This window comes from Cupriavidus sp. 2KB_3 (assembly GCF_052115685.1).
Taxonomy (GTDB): domain Bacteria; phylum Pseudomonadota; class Gammaproteobacteria; order Burkholderiales; family Burkholderiaceae; genus Cupriavidus; species Cupriavidus campinensis.
Genome location: NZ_JBFRHD010000033.1, coordinates 1 through 17,167, shown reverse-complemented (window position 1 = coordinate 17,167; position 17,167 = coordinate 1). Strand labels below are relative to the sequence as shown.

Genomic DNA, 17,167 nt, shown 5'->3' with positions numbered 1-17,167 from the left:
TGGAGCCGCGCATGCCCTCCCGCCTCCCGCAGTGCCTCCTGCAGTGCCTCCTCCTGCTCGCCGCCTGCACCGCGCTGGCCGCCTGCAGCCGCGACAAGCCCGTCACCTGGCAAGGCTATGTCGAGGGCGAATTCGTCGCCGTGGCCTCGCCGTTCGCGGGGCGGCTGGAAAAGCTGACCGTCGATCGCGGCCAGCAGGTGGCCAACGGCGCGCCGCTGTTCGTGCTCGAATCCGACGACGAACGCGCCGCGCGCCAGCAGGCCGCCGAGCAGGTGCGGGTGGCCGAGGCGCAACTGGCCGACATCCAGATCGGCAAGCGGCCCGTGGAAGTGGCCGTGAACCAGGCCCAGCTGGCGCAGGCCCGGGCCCAGGCCACGCGCAGCGCGGCCCAGCGCAAGCGCGACGAAGCGCAGTTCGAGATCGGCGGCATCTCCCGCGCGCAGCTGGACGAGACCCGCGCCACGGCCGATGCCGACGCGGCGCGCGTGCGCGAGCTGCAACGGGATATCGACGTCGCCCGCCTGCCCGGCCGCAAGGACCAGCTCGCCGCCCAGCAGGCCCAGGTGGAAGCCGCGCGCGCCGCGCTGGCGCAGGCCGAATGGAAGCTCTCGCGCAAATCGGTCAACGCCACGGCCGCCGGGCTGGTCTATGACGTGCCCTACCGCCCCGGCGAATGGGTGCCCGCCGGCAGCCCCGTGGTGCGCATGCTGCCGCCGGCCAACGTGAAGGTGCGCTTCTACGTACCCGAGGCGGCGGTCGGGGCACTGAAGAATGGCCAGTCGGTGCAGATCCGCTGCGACGGCTGCGCGGCGCCCGTCTCGGCGAAGATCACCTATGTGTCGAACGAGGCCGAGTTCACGCCGCCCGTCATCTACAGCAACGAGACGCGCCGCAAGCTGGTCTTCCTGATCGAAGCCCGCCCCACGCCCGAGGACGCCCCCAAGCTGCGCCCTGGCCAGCCCGTGGAGGTGGCGCAGTCATGAACGACGCCGTGGATCGCGCCAACGGCGCGTTGGCGATCGACGTCAAGGGGCTGAACAAGCGCTTCGGCGACAAGCACGTGGTCAACGACCTCACCATGCAGGTGGCGCGCGGCGAGATCTTCGGCTTCCTCGGCCCCAACGGCAGCGGCAAGACCACTTCCATCCGCATGATGTGCGGGCTGCTGACGCCGGATTCGGGCTCGGGCACCTGCCTGGGCTTCGACATCCTGAAGCAGGCCGCCGAGATCAAGCGCAACGTCGGCTATATGACGCAGCGCTTCTCCTACTGGGAAGACCTGTCGATCCGCGAGAACCTCGATTTCGTGGCCCGCGTCTACGCCATGCCCAACCGCCGCGAGGCGGTGGACCGCGCGCTGGAAGGTCTCGGCCTGCAATCGCGCGCCGCGCAGCTGGCTGGCTCGCTGTCCGGCGGATGGAAGCAGCGGCTGGCGCTGGCGGCGTGCCTGCTGCACGAACCCCGGCTACTGCTGCTCGATGAACCCACCGCCGGGGTCGATCCCAAGGCCCGGCGCGACTTCTGGGAGCAGCTTCACCAGCTGGCCGCGCGCGGCATCTCGGTGCTGGTCAGCACGCACTATATGGATGAGGCCGAGCGCTGCCACAAGCTCGCCTATATCGCCTATGGCCGGCTGCTGGCGCAGGGCACGTCGGCGGAGGTGGTAGCCAGCCAGAACCTGGCGACGTGGAGCGTGGAGGGCGACAACCTCGCCGCGCTTTCCACCGCGTTGCAGGGCCAGCCCGGCGTGGACCAAACCGTGGCCTTCGGCACGGCGCTGCACGTCACCGGCCAGGACGCCGGCCAACTGGAGCAGACGCTCAAGCGCTATGCCGGCGCGCATCACCGCATGCATCCGACCGAGACCAGCCTCGAGGACGTGTTCATCTACATGATGAGCGGCGCGCAGGACAACATGGCAGCCCGGCCCAGCAAGCCGGTCAAGTCCGCCAAACCCGGGACGGCCGCACCATGAGTGCTGACAACCGCAATATCCACAACATCCACAACATCCACACTAGCCGCTTCTCGGTGCAGCGCTGGTGGAGCATCGTGCTGAAGGAGTTCCTCCAGCTGCGGCGCGACCGCATCACCTTCGGCATGATCGTCGGCCTGCCGATCATGCAACTGCTGCTGTTCGGCTTCGCCATCAACAGCGACCCGCGCCATATGCCGACCGCCGTGATCGTCGCCGAGCATAGTGATTTCTCGCGCACCTTCGTCCACGCGCTGGAGAACACCACCTATTTCCGCGTGGTGCGCACCCTGCCGGACGAGGCCGCCGGGCGCGAGGCGCTGCTGCGCGGCGACGTGCAGTTCGTGGTCAGCATCCCCACCGATTTCTCGCGCAAGCTGCTGCGCGGCGAGCGCCCGGTGATCCTGGTCGAGGCCGACGCCACCGACCCCTCGGCCACCGGCCCCGCCATCGGCGCGCTGGCGCAGCTGCCGGTCAGCGTGGCGCGCATCGACCTCAAGGGCGCGCTGGCCCCGCTGGCCGGCGGCAAACCCGCCTTCGACGTCAACGTGCAGCGCCTCTACAACCCCGAGGGCATCACCCAGTACAACATCGTGCCGGGCCTGATGGGGGTGATCCTGACCATGACGATGGTGATGATGACCGGCCTGGCGATGACCCGCGAACGCGAGCGCGGCACGATGGAGAACCTGCTTGCCACGCCGGTGCAGCCGCTGGAGGTCATCTCCGGCAAGATCGTGCCGTACATCTTCATCGGCCTGATCCAGGCCACCATCATCCTGCTGGCGGCGCGCTACGTGTTCCAGGTGCCCTTCCTCGGCTCGGTGGTGGGCGTGTACCTGGCGGCGCTGCTGTTCATCGCGGCCAACCTGACGGTGGGCATCACGCTGTCCTCGCTGGCCAAGAACCAGCTGCAGGCGGTGCAGCTCACGTTCTTCTACTTCCTGCCCAACATCCTGCTGTCCGGCTTCATGTTCCCGTTCGCCGGCATGCCGACGTGGGCCCAGTGGATTGGCAACGTGCTGCCGATGACCTACTTCAACCGGGTGATCCGCAGCATCCTGCTCAAGGGCAGCGGCTGGGTGGAGTTATGGCCGAACGTCTGGCCGATGGCGCTGTTCACGGCCGTCGTCATGACCATCGCGGTGCGCTTCTACAAGCGCACGCTCGACTGAGGGGGGATGCCATGCGGCTCGTCTCGCTTGCCCTGTTGCTCTCGCTGGCCGGCTGCGCGGTCGGCCCCGAGTTCCAGTCCCCCGCTGCCGTGCCCGACGCGCGCTACACCCCGGGGCCACAGCCGGTGGCGACCGTGCCGGCGCTGGGCAAGTCCCAGTCCTTCGTGCCCGGCGACCCGCCCCAGCAATGGTGGACCCTGTTCGGCAGCGACAAGCTGGACGCCACCGTGCGCGCCGCGCTGGCAGCCAGCCCCACGCTCACGCAGGCCCGCGCCCGGCTGCGGGAGGCCCAGGAGAACCTCAACGCGCGCACCGGCGCCACGCGGTTTCCCACCGTCGATGCCTCGCTCAACGCCACGCGCCAGCAGGTGGACCTGACCTCGGTCGGCATCACCCAGTTCCCCAGCCCTGGCCCGTTCACGCTCTACAACGCCACCGTGCAGGTCTCCTACGCGCTGGACCTCTTCGGCGGGCAGCGGCGCGAACTGGAAGGCTTGCAGGCGGCTGTCGATTACCAGCGCTACGAACTTGAGGCCGCGCGGCTCTCGCTGGCCGCCAACGTGGTGACGGCGGCGATCCGCGAAGCCGGGCTGCGCGCCCAGCTGGCCGATACCGTGGCGATGGCCGAGGCGCAGCGCCGCCAGCTCGGCATCGTGACCGAGCGCCTCAAGCTGGGCGGCGTGGCGCGCGTGGACGTGCAGCGCCAGCAGGCCGAACTGGCGCAGACGCAGGCGCTGATTCCGGGCCTCTCCCAGCAGATCGATGTCACGCGCCACCAGTTGGCCGTCTACATCGGCCAGACCCCGGCCAGCGCGCAATTGCCGGAATTCGGGCTCGCCGACCTGACCCTGCCCGAGACGCTACCGGTCAGCCTGCCCGCCGAACTGGCCCGCCGCCGCCCCGACATCCGCGCCGCGGAGGCGCTGCTGCATCAGGCATCGGCCGATATCGGCGTGGCCACGGCCAACCTCTATCCGCAGATCACGCTGACGGCCAGCGGCGGCACGCAGGAGATGCGCGCGCGCGACCTGTTCAGCAGCATGAATGTGTGGAGCCTGGCGGCCGGCGTGGTCCAGCCCGTGTTCCATGGTGGCGAGCTGCGCGCCCGCAAGCGCGCCAAGGAGGCGGCCTACGAGCAGTCGCTGGGCGCCTACCAGCAGGCGGTGCTGCAAGGCTTGCAGAACGTGGCCGATACGCTGCGCGCGCTCGACGCCGACGCCGCCACCCTCCAGGCCCGCGAGGACAACGCCCGCCAGACGCGCGGCACGCTGGCCATCGTGACCGAGCAGTACCGGCTCGGCGGCGTGAGTCAGTTCACGCTGCTGGACGCCGAACGCCAGTCCCGCCAGGCCGCGCTCGACCTCTCCCAGGCGACCGCCACCCGGCTGGCGGACTCGGCAGCGCTGATGCAGGCGCTGGGCGGGGGGTGGGAATGAGTCCTCAGCGGAGTCCGGCCGACAAAAACCCCTTCAGCCGCCGCACGCCCTCGTCCAGCCGTTCCACGTCGCACGCGTAGCACCAGCGCACAAAGCCTTCGCCCTCGTCGCCAAAGGCGCTGCCGGGGGCCAGGCCGAGGTGGGCTTCCCGCACCAGCTGCTTGCACAGCGCGAGGCTGTCCGTCGCGCCGGCCAGCTTGAAGAACACGTACATCGCACCTTCTGGCGCGTGGGCGTCCACGCCCGGCAGGGCCGACAGGGCGCTCACCAGATGGTCGCGCGCGCCGCGCAGGCGCTGCACCAGATCCTGCGTGAAGGCCTCGCCTTCGGTCACCGCCGCCACGCCGGCCTCCTGCACGAACGACGGCGCGCAGGAGGTGTTGTATTCCACCAGCTTGCCGAGGTCGTCCATCAGCGCCGCCGGCAGCACCATCCAGCCGAGCCGCCAGCCGGTCATCAGCCACGCCTTGGAGAACGAATTGACGGCGATCACGCGGGCGTCACGCGGGGCGATGTCGAGGAAGGACGGCGCGACGCGCCCTTCCGGGCCGTAGTAGAGCCGCTCGTAGACCTCGTCGGCAATGATCCAGATGCCGTGCCGCTGGCAGTGGTCGAACACGGCCTGCTGGGCGGCGCGCGGCATGACCCAGCCCGTGGGATTGTTCGGCGAATTGATCATGACGGCACGCGTGCCCGGCGTCAGCGCGGCGAGCAGCTTGTCCACGTCGAGCGCCCAGCCGTGCGGGCCGTAGTCCAGCGTCACCGTCTCCACCGTGGCGCCGAGGATGCGCGGGATCTCGACGAGGTTGGGCCAGAGCGGCGTCACGGCCACCACGCGGTCTCCGGGGCCGGTGACGAGCTGGGCGGCCAGCATCAGCGCGTTGACGCCGGCGCTGGTCACGGCCACGTTGCCAACCGGCGTGTCGCCATGCAGGCGGCTCACGTAGCCGGCCAGCGCAGCGCGCAGCGGCGGAATGCCGAGGTTGTGGGTGTAGAACGTGGCGCCGGACGCCAGCGCCTGGCTGGCGGCATCCCGGATAAACGCCGGCGTGACCTGGTCCGACTCGCCGAACCAGAACGGCAGCACATCGGGCAGGCCGATGCCCGCGTTGGCCACCTCGCGGATGCGCGAGGCGCGCAGGCTGCGCACGGTGTCTCGCGCCAGCGGCGCAGTGGCAGGGGAAACAGGCGGCTGGGACATCGGTGCTCCGGGGGTGAGGGACGATGAAGCCGCCAGCGTAGCGGAAACGGCCGATGTGCGCTCCCCCCTCCCGGGGGCGGGAGAGGGGGCGGGAGAGCGGGCGGGAGAGGGGAGGCAGCCGTCAGGCGTCGAACCGCGCGCGCAACTGCTGAGCCGTCATCGCCCCATAGCCCAGCGCGCCCAGCGGCGCCGCCACGGCGCGCAGCAGCGCGGCGTTGTCCGGCGCCGTGGCGCCGTCCGGCAGGGCCATGTTGTTCTCGAAGCCGATGCGCGCGTGGCCGCCGAGCATCACGGCAGCGGCGGCGCAGTCGGCTTCCTGCTTGCCGAACGCGCAGACGGCCCATTCCACGCCGGTGCCTTCCAGCCCGGTTTCGCGCCAGGCGGCAAGGAACGGCAGCAGGTCCGCAGGCGCCGACTTCTGTCCCGCCGAATAGCGGCCCAGCACGAACAGCACCCAGTGGCGCCCGGCCGGGATCGCCCCGCTCTCGCGCAGCGCGGCGTAGCGGTGCACGTCGGCAGCGTCGTAGAGGATGTATTGCGCCACCACGTGCTCGCGGTGCATCCAGCCGAAGAACTCGGCGGCAGCGGGCAGCGCGGCGGGGTCGGGCACCAGTTCGCGCACGGCCACGGACGCCGCCTCGGGGCGCAGCGCCCGGACGGTAGCGATCTGCTGGGCCGGCTGGTAGATGCCCACGGCCTCGGTGGTCAGTTGCAGGACCAGCGCGTCACCCACAGCCTGCCGCACCGCCGCGATGGCTGGCGCGTAGTCGGCCACCTCCAGGCTGTGCGTGCCATCGGCGCGGCGCACGTGCAGGTGGATCATGGCGGCGCCGGCGTCCACGCATTCACGGGCGCATTGGGCCAGCTCGTCCGGGGTCATCGGCAGTCGCGCGTGGTCCGCGTGGGTCTTGCGGGCGCCGTTGGGCGCCACGGCCAGCGCGAAGGGGCGGCGCAGGATGTCTTCAGTCATGGGGGTATCTCAATCTCAAGCGGGCAGGACCACGCGCACGGCCTGCGCGAAACGGTCCACGATATTGTCGATGTCCGCCGCCGTGCAGATGAAAGGCGGCGCAAACAGCACATGGTCGCCGTGCACGCCATCGACGGTACCACCCATTGGATAGACCAGCACGCCGTGCTCCATGCACGTGCGCTTGAGCACCGCGTGGGTCTTGCGCGCCGGGTCGAGCGTGGCCTTTGTGGCGCGGTCGGCCACGAACTCCACGCCCACGAACAGCCCGCGCCCGCGCACATCGCCCAGGTTCGGATGGTCGGCCAGCACCTCGCGCAGCCGCGCGCGCAACTGCTCGCCGCGCGCCAGCACGTTATCGAGCAGATTGTCTTCGGCGATGGTCTGCTGCACCGCCAGCGCCGCCGCGCAGGCCGTGGCATGGCCGATATAGGTGTGGCCGTGCTGGAAGAAGCCGCTGCCGCCGACGATGGCTTCGTAGATGCGGCGCGTGGACATCATCGCGCCAATCGGCTGGTAGCCGGCGCCGAGGCCCTTGGCGATGGTGACGATGTCCGGCACCACCCCGTCTTCCGCGCAGGCAAAGAGATGGCCGGTGCGGCCCATGCCCGACATCACCTCGTCGAGGATCAGCAGCACGCCGTACTTGTCGCACACGGCGCGAATGCGCTTCAGGTAGTCGCCCACCGGCGGCACCACGCCGGCCGTGGCGCCGACCACGGTTTCGGCGACGAAGGCGGCCACGCTCTCCGGCCCCAGTGCGAGGATCTTGGCTTCGAGTTCGTCCGCCAGCCGTTGCGCGTACTGGGTGTCCGTCTCGCCGGCGGCCTGGTCGCGGTACGCATAGCACGGCGACACATGGTGCGCGGGCACCAGCAGCGGCAGGAACGGCTCGCGCCGCCACGCGTTGCCGCCAATCGCCAGCGCGCCGAGCGTGTTGCCGTGGTAGCTCTGGCGGCGCGCGATGAAGTGGCGGCGCTGCGGCTCGCCGGTCTCGACGAAATACTGGCGCGCGAGCTTCAGCGCGGCTTCCACGGCCTCCGAGCCGCCCGAGACGAAGTAGACGTGATCGAGATCCCCCGGCGCGGCCTCGGCCAGCGTGCGGGCCAGCGTCTCGGAGACTTCGGTGGTGAAGAACGAGGTGTGGGCGTAAGCGAGCGTATCGACCTGCGCCTTGATGGCCGCCACCACGCGCGGGTGGCCGTGGCCGAGGCAGGACACCGCCGCGCCGCCCGAGGCATCGAGGTAACGGCGACCGGTGCTGTCGATCAGCTCGATCCCCTGGCCGCCAACGGCCACGGGCATGGTTTGCTTGGGATTGCGATGGAATACGTGCGTCATGATGGGAGAAGCTGTCCTGTGCGGGGCGCCGGGATCAGGTGCGAGTATAGGAACAAGCGCGCCCTCTTTGCAACATGTGTTTCATTGATCGACACAAAAGAAACGTTCGATCCGTTAATCGACGTGAGGATGGGGCGCCGACCTGTGCAACAATCGTTGCATTCCGCGTTCCGCCCTCGCCCATGTCCCCTGACACCACCCCTGCCTCGCCCTCTTCGCTCGATGCCCTGCTGACCCAGCTCCGCGCCGATTTCCCGACGCTGAGCGCGCAGTTCCAGAGCGGCGCGCGCTACCTGCTCGACCATCCGCATGACATCGCGCTGCATTCGATGCGCAAGGTGGCCGCCAATGCCGGAGTGCAGCCCGCGACACTTGTGCGGCTGTCGCAGTCGCTCGGGTTCGAAGGCTGGCAGGGCCTGCGCGAGCTGTTCATGGAGGCGATGCGCGACCAGGGCGCGCAGCCCTACGCCAAGCGGGCGCGCAAGGTGGTGAAGGAATCCGGCTCGAACCAGATGCTGGCCGAGATGATCGAGGTCCAGCATCACAACCTGGACGCGCTGCTGGCCAACAACGCCGAAACGCTGCCGCAGGCCGCCGACCTTCTCGCGGCGGCGCCCAACGTCTACGTGGCCGGCTTCCGCTCGTGCTTCCCGATCGCGTTCACGTTCCACTATATCTACCGGCTGTTCCGCAGTTCGGTGCACCTGGTGCGCGGCGATGCCGGCACGCTGGAGATGGAACTGCGCGCGCTGACCGCCAAGGACGTGGTGCTGGTCACCGCGTTCGCGCCGTACTCGCAGGAGAGCCTGCGCGTGGCCTCGGCCGCACGGGAGGCCGGCTGCAAGGTCGTGGCGCTGACGGACAGCACGGTGTCGCCCATCGCGCTGGAGGCGGACTGCACGCTGCTGTTCGCCATCGACAGCCCGTCTTTCTTCCCGTCGATCACGGCCGGCGTGGCGATGGTCGAGGCGCTGGTGGAGCAGCTGCTGGCCCGCAAGGGCAAGGGCGCGATCCGCGCGCTGGAGCAGACCGAGGGCCAGCTGCACCGCACCGGCGCCTACCTGCCGGCCCAACGCGGCTAGCCCTGCCGTCTTTCGAACTTATTCGAACGCCTCGTCGTTGGGGCTGGCGTAGGCCTTCTTCATCGGCTCGCTGAGCGGCAGGTCGAAGCTGATGTTCTTGGGCGGGACCGGCTTGGCGAACCACTTGGCGTACAGCGTGTGGATCTCGCCGCTCTTGATCAGGCCGCTGATGGCGCCGTCCACCACCTGCTTGAAGCCGGGGTCGTCCTTGCGCATCATGAATGCGTAGGCCTCGAACGACTGCGGCGTGCCGACCACGGTCCAGTCGCCGGGGTTGGGCGCCAGCGTGCGGGCGCCGGACAGCAGCACGTCATCCATCATGAACGCGGCCACCCGGCCCGATTGCAGGATCAGGAAGGACTCGCCGTAGTCCTTGGCGCTCTGGATCGTGATATTGGCCTGCTTCTCGTCGTTGAGCTTGCGCAGGATCCGTTCCGAGGTGGTGCCCGCGTTGGTCACCACGGCCTTGCCCGACAAATCGCCAAAGTCATGGATCGGGCTGCCCTTCTTCACCAGCAGCCGCGTGCCGGCCACGAAAAACGTGGTCGAGAACGCCACCTGCTGCTGGCGCGACTTCAGGTTGGTGGTGACACCGCATTCCAGGTCCACCGTGCCGTTCTGCACCAGCGAGATCCGGTTCTGCGAGGTCACCGGCACCATGCGCACCTGCAGGCTGGCCGCGCCCACTTCTTTCTTCACGCTGTCGATCACGCGGTCGCAGATGTCCTGCGAGAAGCCGATCACCTTCTGGCTGGCGTCGTAGTACGAGAACGGGATCGACGAGGTGCGGTGCCCGATCGAGATCGTGCCGGACGACTTGATCTTGGTGAGCGTCGGGCTGGCGGCCACGTCGGCCGCGAAGGCCGGCGCGGCTGTCGTGGCCAGGGCGACCAGGGCGGCGGCGGTAGCGATCAGGCTGAGCACCGGGCGGACGAAAATCGACTTGGGCATGGGAAACACTCCTGGTTTGGATGGATGCGTCAGGTGTTGCAATGCTAGGCATTGAGCAACAAGTGTTCCATCATGGATTACCATGAAACAAATGTGTTATTCCCGGGAATGGGGCGGCGGAGGGCGAAAAGGACCGCAGGAGGGAAATAAAAACGCCCCGGATCGGGGCGTTGGGGTGCAGCCTGGGGAGCGCCGGCAAGATGCTGCGACGCAGCAATCCTACGTTCCGCACTTCTCCTTGAACGTCTTCTGCAACTGCCGGCGGGTGCGGTCGCGCTCCACGGACATCACGTCACTGCCCTGGCTGTTCTCTACCGGCGCGCCGGGCTTGTAGCTGCGCTTGGGCGTCTCGTTCATCTGCCGCATCAACTGCTGGCATTCCGCGTCGTTGATGGTCTGCTGGGAGGGCGCGGGGGCGCCGGGCGGGCGCGGCGTGGGGCGGTACGGCGATTCGCCCTCCTTCACGGCATCGCCGATGACGTTGTCGATGGCGGCCGTGCCACCGGGTTGGGGTTGGGGCTGGGGTTGGGGCTGGTTCTGGGCATAGGCCGGGAGGCAGGCACCCAATGCGAGGAGAACGACGGCATGGCACTTCACTGCGGCAAGGCAACGGCTCGGCATGACGAACTCCTTCCCTGTGGTCGGTGCTGCCATGGTAACGCCTAACGCGTCCGCCCGGCCCCGAAGCGGCCAGGGTGGCCGGGCTGACGACTCATGGCGACTCGCGGGCCAGCGCCAGCGCTTCCAGCAACGTCTGGTGATCCCCGATATGGTTGGCCAGCAGCAGGATCAGCCGCGCGTTGGCGGCCTGGCTGGCGGCGGCGTCGAGGTCGCGGTGCATGTCGATCAGCGCCTCGTAGAAGTCGTCGGGGCGCGCGAGGTTGGGTGCGGTGTTGAGGGCCATCGGCGGGTCTCCTGGCAGGGGCGCGGTGCGGGCGGTCACGCCATCGCCATCGGCTTCGGTTTCGGGGCCGGGGAGATCGCTGGCCGGGCCTGGGCCTGGGCCTGACCGATGGCCCGGTCCAGTGCCGCACCGATGCGCACCGCATCCACCGTGCGCCAGCGCGCGCAGACGTGCTGGTCCGGGCGGATCAGGTAGCAGGTGCCGGCGCGGGCGTCGTAGCGCCGGGCGGCCAGCCCTTCCACATCACGGACCACGGTGGCGCCGGGCCACGGATCGGCGGAGGCGGCGATGGCCGCGTCGGTCACGAAGACCAGCCGCAGTGGCACCGCGCCCTGCTGCAAGCCTTGCAGCGCGCTGCGGGTCGCGGCATCGAGCCCCGCCGGCGCACCAAAGATCAGCGCCACGAACTGGTCGCCCAGCCGGGGCAGCAGCCACGGCTCACCCGTCGCGCCAGCCATGCCACATACCGGCGCATCGGCACACGCCGCGCCCGGCACCATCGTCCCGGCAAACGTCTCGCCGTCGCCATCGGCTGTATTGAGCGGCGATTCGTGGAGCACGGCCGGCACCGAGAGCCGCCCGCTGTTTACCAGTTGCCGCGCAAACCCGTGGTCCCGCGCCAGCGTGAGCACGGCGTCGCGGAAGGTGCGGCTGACGGCGCTCTTCGGGGTGATGAAATCGGTGGAACGCGTGGAATGGCGGATGTTCTCGTCGGCGGCAAACTCGCGCTCGCTGGCGTAGGTGTCCAGCAGGCTGTCCGGCGCGCGGCCCGCCAGCACATAGGCGAGCTTCCAGGCGAGGTTCTCGGCATCCTGCACGCCGCTGTTGGCGCCGCGCGCCCCGAACGGCGAGACGCCATGCGCCGCATCGCCCGCGAACAGCACCCGGCCATGGCGGAAGTGGTCCATGCGCACGCAGGAGAAGGTGTAGACGCTGACCCACTCCAGCTCGAACTTCGCATCCGGGCCGAGCAGCGCCCGCACGCGCGGCATCACGCGCTCCAGCGTTTTCTCCAGCACCGGGTCGGCATCCCAGCCGAGCTGGAAGTCGATGCGCCAGACATTGTCCGGCTGCCGGTGCAGCAGCACCGACTGGTTCGGGTGGAAGGGCGGATCGAACCAGAACCAGCGCTCGGGCGGGAACGCGGCCTCCATCTTCACATCGGCAATCAGGAAGCGGTCACGGAAGGTATGGCCGTGGCTCTCCAGCCCCATCAGCTTGCGCAGGCCGCTGCGCGAGCCGTCGGCAGCCACTACGTAGCGGCCGCACAGCGTGTAGCAGCCGTCGGGCGTCTCCACGGTCAGCGCCACATGGTCATCGCGCGACTCCAGGTTCACCGCGCGGCTTTTCCAGCGGATGTCGATGTTAGGCAGCGCGCGCGCCAGATCGAGCAGATAGCCCTCGACGTAATACTGCTGGAGGTTGATGAAGGCCGGGCGCTGGTGGCCGGACTCGGGCAGGAGGTCGAAGGCGTAGACCAGGCTGTCGCGCAGGAAGACCTTGCCGAGGTGCCAGCGCACGCCCTTCTCGACCATGCGGCTGGCGCAGCCGAGGCGGTCGAAGATATCCAGCGTGCGTTTGGCGAAGCAGATGGCGCGCGAGCCGGTGGAAAGCGTGCAGTCCTCGTCGATCAGCACCACCGGCACGCCATGCCGGGCAAGGTCGATGGCGGTGGCCAGCCCGACCGGGCCGGCCCCGACCACCACCACAGGATGCGGCGCGCCGGCGGCATGGCCCGGGCGCTGCTCCGCGCACGGCGTGTAGGCGTACTGCTGGCGCTGGTAATCCGGCTCGATGGCGGTATCGATGGCGGTATCGATGGCTTCCGTGGCCATGGCTCAGTCCTGCAGCGCGGCCCACATCTCCTGGTCGCGCTGGGCGGTCCAGATGCGCGGATGGGTGATGCCGGCGGCCTCGTCGAACGCGCGCGAGACATCGAACGGCAGGCAGTGCTCGTAGATGAACACCTGGCCGAACTTCGGGTCCATGGCCTTGCGCGTATGCGCCATGGCGGCCTTCAGGTCCATGCGCTCCGCCACGGCTTCCCGGCCAGCCTGGAGCAGCGTGGTGACGAAGTCCTTGGTGTAGGCGATGCCTTTGGCGACGTCGGCAGGCGTGGTCAGCGCGGGGCCGCGGCCCGGCACCAGCTTCTGCGGCTGCAACGCGGCCAGCGCGTCCAGCGTGGCCGGCCATTGGGCAAGCTGGGCGTCGCCGCAGTAGCAGGCGGCGTCGTACTCGACCAGATCGCCCGAGAACAGCACCTTCTGCTGCGGCAGCCAGACCACGGTGTCGCCCTTGGTGTGGCCGGCGCCCAGATGGGCGATGCGCACCTCCAGCTTGCCGAGGAACAGCGTGATTTCCTTGTCGAAGACCAGCGTCGGCCAGGTCAGGCCCGGCACGGTCTCCACGCCGGCGAACAGGCGCGGAAAGCGCTCGATCTCGGACTTCATGTCGGCCTCGCCGCGCTCCACGATCATCTCGTAGGTGCCCCGGCTGGCGATGACCTGCTGCGCCCCTTCGGCGAAGTATGCCGACGCGCCCAGCACGCGCACCGCGTGGTAGTGGGACAGCACCACGTACTTGATCGGCTTGTCGGTGATCTGGCGGATGCGGGCGATCAGGTCCTGCGCCATCGCCGGGGTGGCGGTGGTGTCGACGATCAGCACGCCGTCGTCGCCGATGATCACGCCCGAATTGGGGTCGCCCTCGGCCGTGTAGGCGTAGGCGTTCTCGGACAACTGGGTGAAGGTGATCTGCTTGGCTTCCAGGTCGGCCTGGGATGCGAATGCTTTTGCCATGTCGGTCTCGATGCGGGGGATAGGGCAAGCTTAGGAAGCCGCCCAATCTTAGTCAATGACAAATCGAATTGTCATTTGCTAAACATCCCGCCAGGCCGCATGCTGCCGTGGGGTGTGCGGGAAACTCCCTACCCGGCGTTACCCACCTTTACCGTCGTCCCCGGCCAGCGCCGGCAGGGTCTCCAGGCTGGCTGCCATCACGAAGTCGATAAAACGGCGCACGCGCGCGGGCACGTGGGTGCGGTGCGGGTAATACATATAGAGGCCGACGTTGCTGCTGCGGTAGGCCGGGAGGATTGACACCAGCCGCCCGGCCGCGAGGTCGTCCTGCACCATGTAGGCCTGGAGCTGGCCGATGCCGATGCCGGCGCGCACCGCCTCGATCTCGGTCTCCACGTCGCTGAAGGTGGTCACGGCCGGCACCTCCAGGTAGACCAGGTCGCCATCGACCATCAGCTCCCACGGCAACAGCCGGCCCGTGACCGGCCGGCGGAAGCCGGTGCAGGCGTGGCGGCGCAGGGCGTCGAGCGAGTCCGGCGTGCCATGCCGGGCCAGGTATTCGGGGGCAGCGCAGATCAGCAGCGGCAGGTCACACAGCTTGCGGGCGACGAGGTTCTGGCCGGGGCTGGTGCCGGCGCGGAAGCCGATGTCGATCTTCGCCTCGACGAGATCGGTGAACAGGTCGGTGAGCACCACATCGAAGGTGATGCCCGGATATTCCTCCCGGAACGCCCGGATCAGCGGCACCAGCACGCGGGCGCCCACCGAGTGCGGGGCGGTCACGCGGACCATGCCGTCGTCCTCGCTGCGGCTGCTGCGCACCTGCTCGAGCGCCTCGTCAAGCTGGCGCATGCCGGGCTCGGCCAGCTCGAACAGCCGGGCGCCCTCGGTGGTCAGACTCAGCTTGCGCGTGGTGCGATGGAACAGCCGCACCCCGAGGTATTCCTCCAGCGTGCGCACCGCCTTGCTGACCGCCTGCGGCGTGACCTCGGCCTCCACGGCTGCCCGCGCGAAGCTCTTGGCGCGCACCACGCCCAGGAACAGCGTCAACACCCTGGCCTTGTCCATGCGTTGCCAACCTCTGGTTGTCAATGAAGCAGGCATAGTACGCCGGGCGGCACGGTCCGCGCATGGCTTCCATGCCTGATTCCATTACTATCTGGGCTTCCCCAGCACGGATCAGGGCAGACATCGGCATGGCCGAACCCAGCGACAGCACCGACAGCACCGACAGCACCGACAGCACCGACAGCACTGACAGCACCGAGCGCGCGCAGCGCGGCATCCAGAGCGTGGAGGTGGGCGGCCGCGTGCTGCGGGCGCTGGCCGATGCGCGCCGGCCGATGTCGCTGGCCGACCTCGCCGCCGCCGCCCAACTGGCGCCGGCGCAGGCGCATACCTATCTGGTCAGCCTGACGCGGCTCGGGCTGATCAAGCGCGACCATATCGACGGTTACTACGAGCCCGGCCCGCTGGCGCTGCGGCTCGGCATGCTCCACCTCGATCACGATCCGGCCTATCGCGCCGCCGTGCCGCGCGTGCAGGCGCTGGCCGCGCGCATCGGCTTCAGCGTGGCGATCAGCCTGCCCACGCCGCAGGGGCCAACCATCGTGCACTACGCCCACGCCGGCACGCCGCTGCATGTGAACCTGCACGTGGGCACGGTCATGGCGCTGGCCGCCACGGCCACCGGCCGCACCTATTGCGCGTTCCAGCCGCCAGGGGACTGGCAGGCCATCTGGGCGCGACAGCATCCGCAGGGCGCCGACCTGCCCGCTTTCCTGCGCCAGCTCGACGACATCCGCGCGCGCGGCATGGAGCGCAGCATCGACTCGCCCAGCCCGGCCGTGAGCAGCCTCGCAGTGCCGTTGCAGGATGGCGATGGCGCGCTGCGGCTGGTGCTGACGGTGATCGGCTCCACGGGCGGCATCGACGTGGACTGGAGCGGCCCGGTGGCCACCGCCCTGCGCGACGCCGCGCGGGACATCGGCACCACCATCGCCGCCACCTTCGCCGCCACCATCGACAAGGCTCCCGCATGAGCGACGACACGCTAACCGGCGGCGCCAAGCCGCAGCGCGGCATCCAGTCGCTCGACAACACGGGGCAGCTGCTGATGGCGCTGGTGGCGGCCGGACGGCCCCTGCCGCTGGGCGAACTGGCGCGCGCGGCGGGCATGGCGCCGGCCAAGGCGTTTCCGCATCTGGTCAGCCTGCAGAAAATCGGGCTGCTGTCGCGCAATGCATCGGGGGATTTCGTGGCCGGGGCGTTGAGCCTGGAGCTGGGGCTGGTGGCGCTGCAACGGCTGTCGCCCACACGGGAGGCCGAGCCGGAGATCATCGCCCTGGCCCATGCCACGGGCTTGTCCGTGGCGATGGCGGTGCTTGGACCGCTGGGGCCCACGGTGATCCGGTTGGAGGAAGCGGCGCGGCCCCAGCATGTGAGCCTGCGCGTTGGCACGGTGTTGTCGATGGTCAATACGGCCATCGGGCGGACCTTCGCCGCCCATCTGCCACCGGACGTACTGGCCGGCGCGCTGGCGCAGGACGCCATCCGCATGGCCGGCACCCCGCACGGGACGCCGCCGGGCTATGCCAACCGGCTGAAGGCGGTGAAAGCGACAGGGATCGACAACGCCGTCAGCAAGCCGGTGCCCGGCATCGACACGCTGGCCGCGCCGGTGTTCGACCATACCGGGGCGCTGGCCATCGTCATCGCGGTGATGGGCAGCAGCGGCAGCTTCGACAGCGCCACGGACAGCGATACCGCCGCGCTGGTCCGCCAGGCCGCGCAGCGGCTGTCCTGGCGTTTCGGGGCGCCCGGGATGGGGCCGACGATCAGCGCGCGATGACCGGGGCGTGCACCGGCTGGGCACCGGCGCATTAATGAAGATGTTTCGTCATAGCCGGGGGGAGCAACATGAAACCCGCCCCCGGTGAGCGCTTGTTGAACGCGCTGCGTGCGACCAGGGCGCAAACCGCCAGTGTTCCAGCCAGCATGCCGAGGGACGAAGAGTTGTGGCCGTGAGATGAGAACCCCGTCGCGAAGGCGACGGCAGCCATTTCCAGCTTACGACCAAGTTTGTGATTGCGTGTCATAGCAGCTACCGTCTTTCGCCCTGTGCCCATTCAGGGTGGCCCGGCTCTTGATGCCGCGCCACCTACCTTGAATATCAGTACTCGATCACCGGCGCGTGCACCGGGGCGATCGACGCGTGCGGCGTCTGGGTGCGCTGGGCGGCCTTGTGGACCATGGTGTAGGCGTAGTCGATGCCCATGCCGTAGGCGCCCGAGTGTTGCTTGGCCAGGCCGGTCACGGCGTCGTACGTTTCCTT

At 69.2% G+C, this 17,167-nt stretch carries 16 protein-coding genes and 1 pseudogene; 7 read left to right on the top strand and 10 right to left on the bottom strand.

Annotated elements, in window-relative coordinates:
- Positions 1-11 precede the first annotated feature (11 nt).
- Genes AB4120_RS26480 through AB4120_RS26465 form a run of 4 tightly spaced genes read left to right on the top strand, consistent with a single transcriptional unit; the run spans position 12 to position 4,586 of the window.
- On the top strand, positions 12-983 hold the full coding sequence (locus tag AB4120_RS26480; RefSeq protein ID WP_262389489.1) for an HlyD family secretion protein: 972 nt from the start codon (positions 12-14) through the stop codon (positions 981-983).
- Positions 980-1,975, top strand: coding sequence for an ABC transporter ATP-binding protein (locus tag AB4120_RS26475; protein WP_149136751.1), 996 nt, complete (start codon positions 980-982; stop codon positions 1,973-1,975). The genes AB4120_RS26480 and AB4120_RS26475 overlap by 4 nt, the downstream gene beginning before the upstream one ends.
- Positions 1,972-3,150: an ABC transporter permease gene (locus AB4120_RS26470; protein ID WP_149136752.1), complete on the top strand. Its 1,179-nt coding sequence runs from the start codon at positions 1,972-1,974 to the stop codon at positions 3,148-3,150. The genes AB4120_RS26475 and AB4120_RS26470 overlap by 4 nt, the downstream gene beginning before the upstream one ends.
- A gap of 11 nt (positions 3,151-3,161) precedes the next feature.
- On the top strand, positions 3,162-4,586 hold the full coding sequence (locus AB4120_RS26465) for an efflux transporter outer membrane subunit (RefSeq protein ID WP_441643037.1): 1,425 nt from the start codon (positions 3,162-3,164) through the stop codon (positions 4,584-4,586).
- A 4-nt stretch (positions 4,587-4,590) separates the two neighbouring features.
- On the opposite strand, the gene AB4120_RS26460 is transcribed toward AB4120_RS26465, so the two are convergent.
- From AB4120_RS26460 to AB4120_RS26450, 3 genes are all read right to left on the bottom strand, one after another.
- On the bottom strand, positions 4,591-5,787 hold the full coding sequence (locus AB4120_RS26460) for a pyridoxal phosphate-dependent aminotransferase (RefSeq protein ID WP_149137592.1): 1,197 nt from the start codon (positions 5,785-5,787) through the stop codon (positions 4,591-4,593).
- Between the two features lie 121 nt (positions 5,788-5,908).
- Complete coding sequence (locus tag AB4120_RS26455; RefSeq protein ID WP_392388461.1) at positions 5,909-6,757, bottom strand: 3-keto-5-aminohexanoate cleavage protein; 849 nt, start codon at positions 6,755-6,757, stop codon at positions 5,909-5,911.
- A 15-nt stretch (positions 6,758-6,772) separates the two neighbouring features.
- Positions 6,773-8,098 carry an aspartate aminotransferase family protein gene (locus AB4120_RS26450; protein ID WP_149136753.1) on the bottom strand — a complete coding sequence of 442 codons (1,326 nt, stop codon included), beginning with the start codon at positions 8,096-8,098 and terminating at the stop codon, positions 6,773-6,775.
- Positions 8,099-8,280: 182 nt separating this feature from the next.
- Here AB4120_RS26450 and AB4120_RS26445 point away from each other — a divergent pair, with 182 nt between their 5' ends.
- Positions 8,281-9,180 (top strand): MurR/RpiR family transcriptional regulator, encoded by a 900-nt coding sequence (locus AB4120_RS26445; protein WP_144203095.1) that lies wholly within the window; start codon positions 8,281-8,283, stop codon positions 9,178-9,180.
- Positions 9,181-9,198: 18 nt separating this feature from the next.
- Here the strand turns inward: AB4120_RS26445 and AB4120_RS26440 are convergent, their stop codons facing one another.
- The 6 genes from AB4120_RS26440 to AB4120_RS26415 form a co-directional block, all read right to left on the bottom strand.
- Positions 9,199-10,131: a glutamate/aspartate ABC transporter substrate-binding protein gene (locus AB4120_RS26440; RefSeq protein ID WP_149136754.1), complete on the bottom strand. Its 933-nt coding sequence runs from the start codon at positions 10,129-10,131 to the stop codon at positions 9,199-9,201.
- A gap of 219 nt (positions 10,132-10,350) precedes the next feature.
- Positions 10,351-10,785, bottom strand: a complete 435-nt coding sequence (locus tag AB4120_RS26435; RefSeq protein WP_149136755.1) for a hypothetical protein — start codon at positions 10,783-10,785, stop codon at positions 10,351-10,353.
- Positions 10,786-10,843: 58 nt separating this feature from the next.
- Positions 10,844-11,035 (bottom strand): DUF2783 domain-containing protein, encoded by a 192-nt coding sequence (locus tag AB4120_RS26430; RefSeq protein WP_149136756.1) that lies wholly within the window; start codon positions 11,033-11,035, stop codon positions 10,844-10,846.
- A 35-nt stretch (positions 11,036-11,070) separates the two neighbouring features.
- Positions 11,071-12,870, bottom strand: coding sequence for an FAD-dependent oxidoreductase (locus tag AB4120_RS26425; RefSeq protein ID WP_149136757.1), 1,800 nt, complete (start codon positions 12,868-12,870; stop codon positions 11,071-11,073).
- Between the two features lie 3 nt (positions 12,871-12,873).
- Positions 12,874-13,833: an MBL fold metallo-hydrolase gene (locus AB4120_RS26420; RefSeq protein ID WP_144203082.1), complete on the bottom strand. Its 960-nt coding sequence runs from the start codon at positions 13,831-13,833 to the stop codon at positions 12,874-12,876.
- 138 nt (positions 13,834-13,971) lie between these two features.
- Positions 13,972-14,901 (bottom strand): LysR family transcriptional regulator, encoded by a 930-nt coding sequence (locus AB4120_RS26415; RefSeq protein ID WP_149136758.1) that lies wholly within the window; start codon positions 14,899-14,901, stop codon positions 13,972-13,974.
- 128 nt (positions 14,902-15,029) lie between these two features.
- Here AB4120_RS26415 and AB4120_RS26410 point away from each other — a divergent pair, with 128 nt between their 5' ends.
- Entirely contained in the window at positions 15,030-15,875 is an 846-nt protein-coding gene (locus AB4120_RS26410; protein WP_441643036.1) for an IclR family transcriptional regulator, read from the top strand.
- Entirely contained in the window at positions 15,872-16,684 is an 813-nt protein-coding gene (locus AB4120_RS26405) for an IclR family transcriptional regulator (protein ID WP_149136760.1), read from the top strand. Before AB4120_RS26410 ends, AB4120_RS26405 begins: the two co-directional genes overlap by 4 nt.
- 321 nt (positions 16,685-17,005) lie before the next feature.
- On the opposite strand, the pseudogene AB4120_RS26400 reads toward AB4120_RS26405, so the two are convergent.
- Positions 17,006-17,167: pseudogene (locus AB4120_RS26400) on the bottom strand (hydrolase); the annotation flags it as partial.

What these genes read in the sequence shown, in the direction of transcription:
- AB4120_RS26475 (WP_149136751.1), top strand. Translation starts at nt 980, where the DNA reads ATGAACGACGCCGTGGATCGCGCCAACGGCGCGTTGGCGATCGACGTC.
- AB4120_RS26465 (WP_441643037.1), top strand. Translation starts at nt 3,162, where the DNA reads ATGCGGCTCGTCTCGCTTGCCCTGTTGCTCTCGCTGGCCGGCTGCGCG.
- AB4120_RS26405 (WP_149136760.1), top strand. Translation starts at nt 15,872, where the DNA reads ATGAGCGACGACACGCTAACCGGCGGCGCCAAGCCGCAGCGCGGCATC.
- AB4120_RS26480 (WP_262389489.1), top strand. Translation starts at nt 12, where the DNA reads ATGCCCTCCCGCCTCCCGCAGTGCCTCCTGCAGTGCCTCCTCCTGCTC.
- AB4120_RS26460 (WP_149137592.1), bottom strand. Translation starts at nt 5,787, where the DNA reads ATGTCCCAGCCGCCTGTTTCCCCTGCCACTGCGCCGCTGGCGCGAGAC.
- AB4120_RS26430 (WP_149136756.1), bottom strand. Translation starts at nt 11,035, where the DNA reads ATGGCCCTCAACACCGCACCCAACCTCGCGCGCCCCGACGACTTCTAC.
- AB4120_RS26470 (WP_149136752.1), top strand. Translation starts at nt 1,972, where the DNA reads ATGAGTGCTGACAACCGCAATATCCACAACATCCACAACATCCACACT.
- AB4120_RS26445 (WP_144203095.1), top strand. Translation starts at nt 8,281, where the DNA reads ATGTCCCCTGACACCACCCCTGCCTCGCCCTCTTCGCTCGATGCCCTG.
- AB4120_RS26420 (WP_144203082.1), bottom strand. Translation starts at nt 13,833, where the DNA reads ATGGCAAAAGCATTCGCATCCCAGGCCGACCTGGAAGCCAAGCAGATC.
- AB4120_RS26455 (WP_392388461.1), bottom strand. Translation starts at nt 6,757, where the DNA reads ATGACTGAAGACATCCTGCGCCGCCCCTTCGCGCTGGCCGTGGCGCCC.
- AB4120_RS26435 (WP_149136755.1), bottom strand. Translation starts at nt 10,785, where the DNA reads ATGGCAGCACCGACCACAGGGAAGGAGTTCGTCATGCCGAGCCGTTGC.
- AB4120_RS26425 (WP_149136757.1), bottom strand. Translation starts at nt 12,870, where the DNA reads ATGGCCACGGAAGCCATCGATACCGCCATCGATACCGCCATCGAGCCG.
- AB4120_RS26410 (WP_441643036.1), top strand. Translation starts at nt 15,030, where the DNA reads ATGGCCGAACCCAGCGACAGCACCGACAGCACCGACAGCACCGACAGC.
- AB4120_RS26450 (WP_149136753.1), bottom strand. Translation starts at nt 8,098, where the DNA reads ATGACGCACGTATTCCATCGCAATCCCAAGCAAACCATGCCCGTGGCC.
- AB4120_RS26440 (WP_149136754.1), bottom strand. Translation starts at nt 10,131, where the DNA reads ATGCCCAAGTCGATTTTCGTCCGCCCGGTGCTCAGCCTGATCGCTACC.
- AB4120_RS26415 (WP_149136758.1), bottom strand. Translation starts at nt 14,901, where the DNA reads ATGGACAAGGCCAGGGTGTTGACGCTGTTCCTGGGCGTGGTGCGCGCC.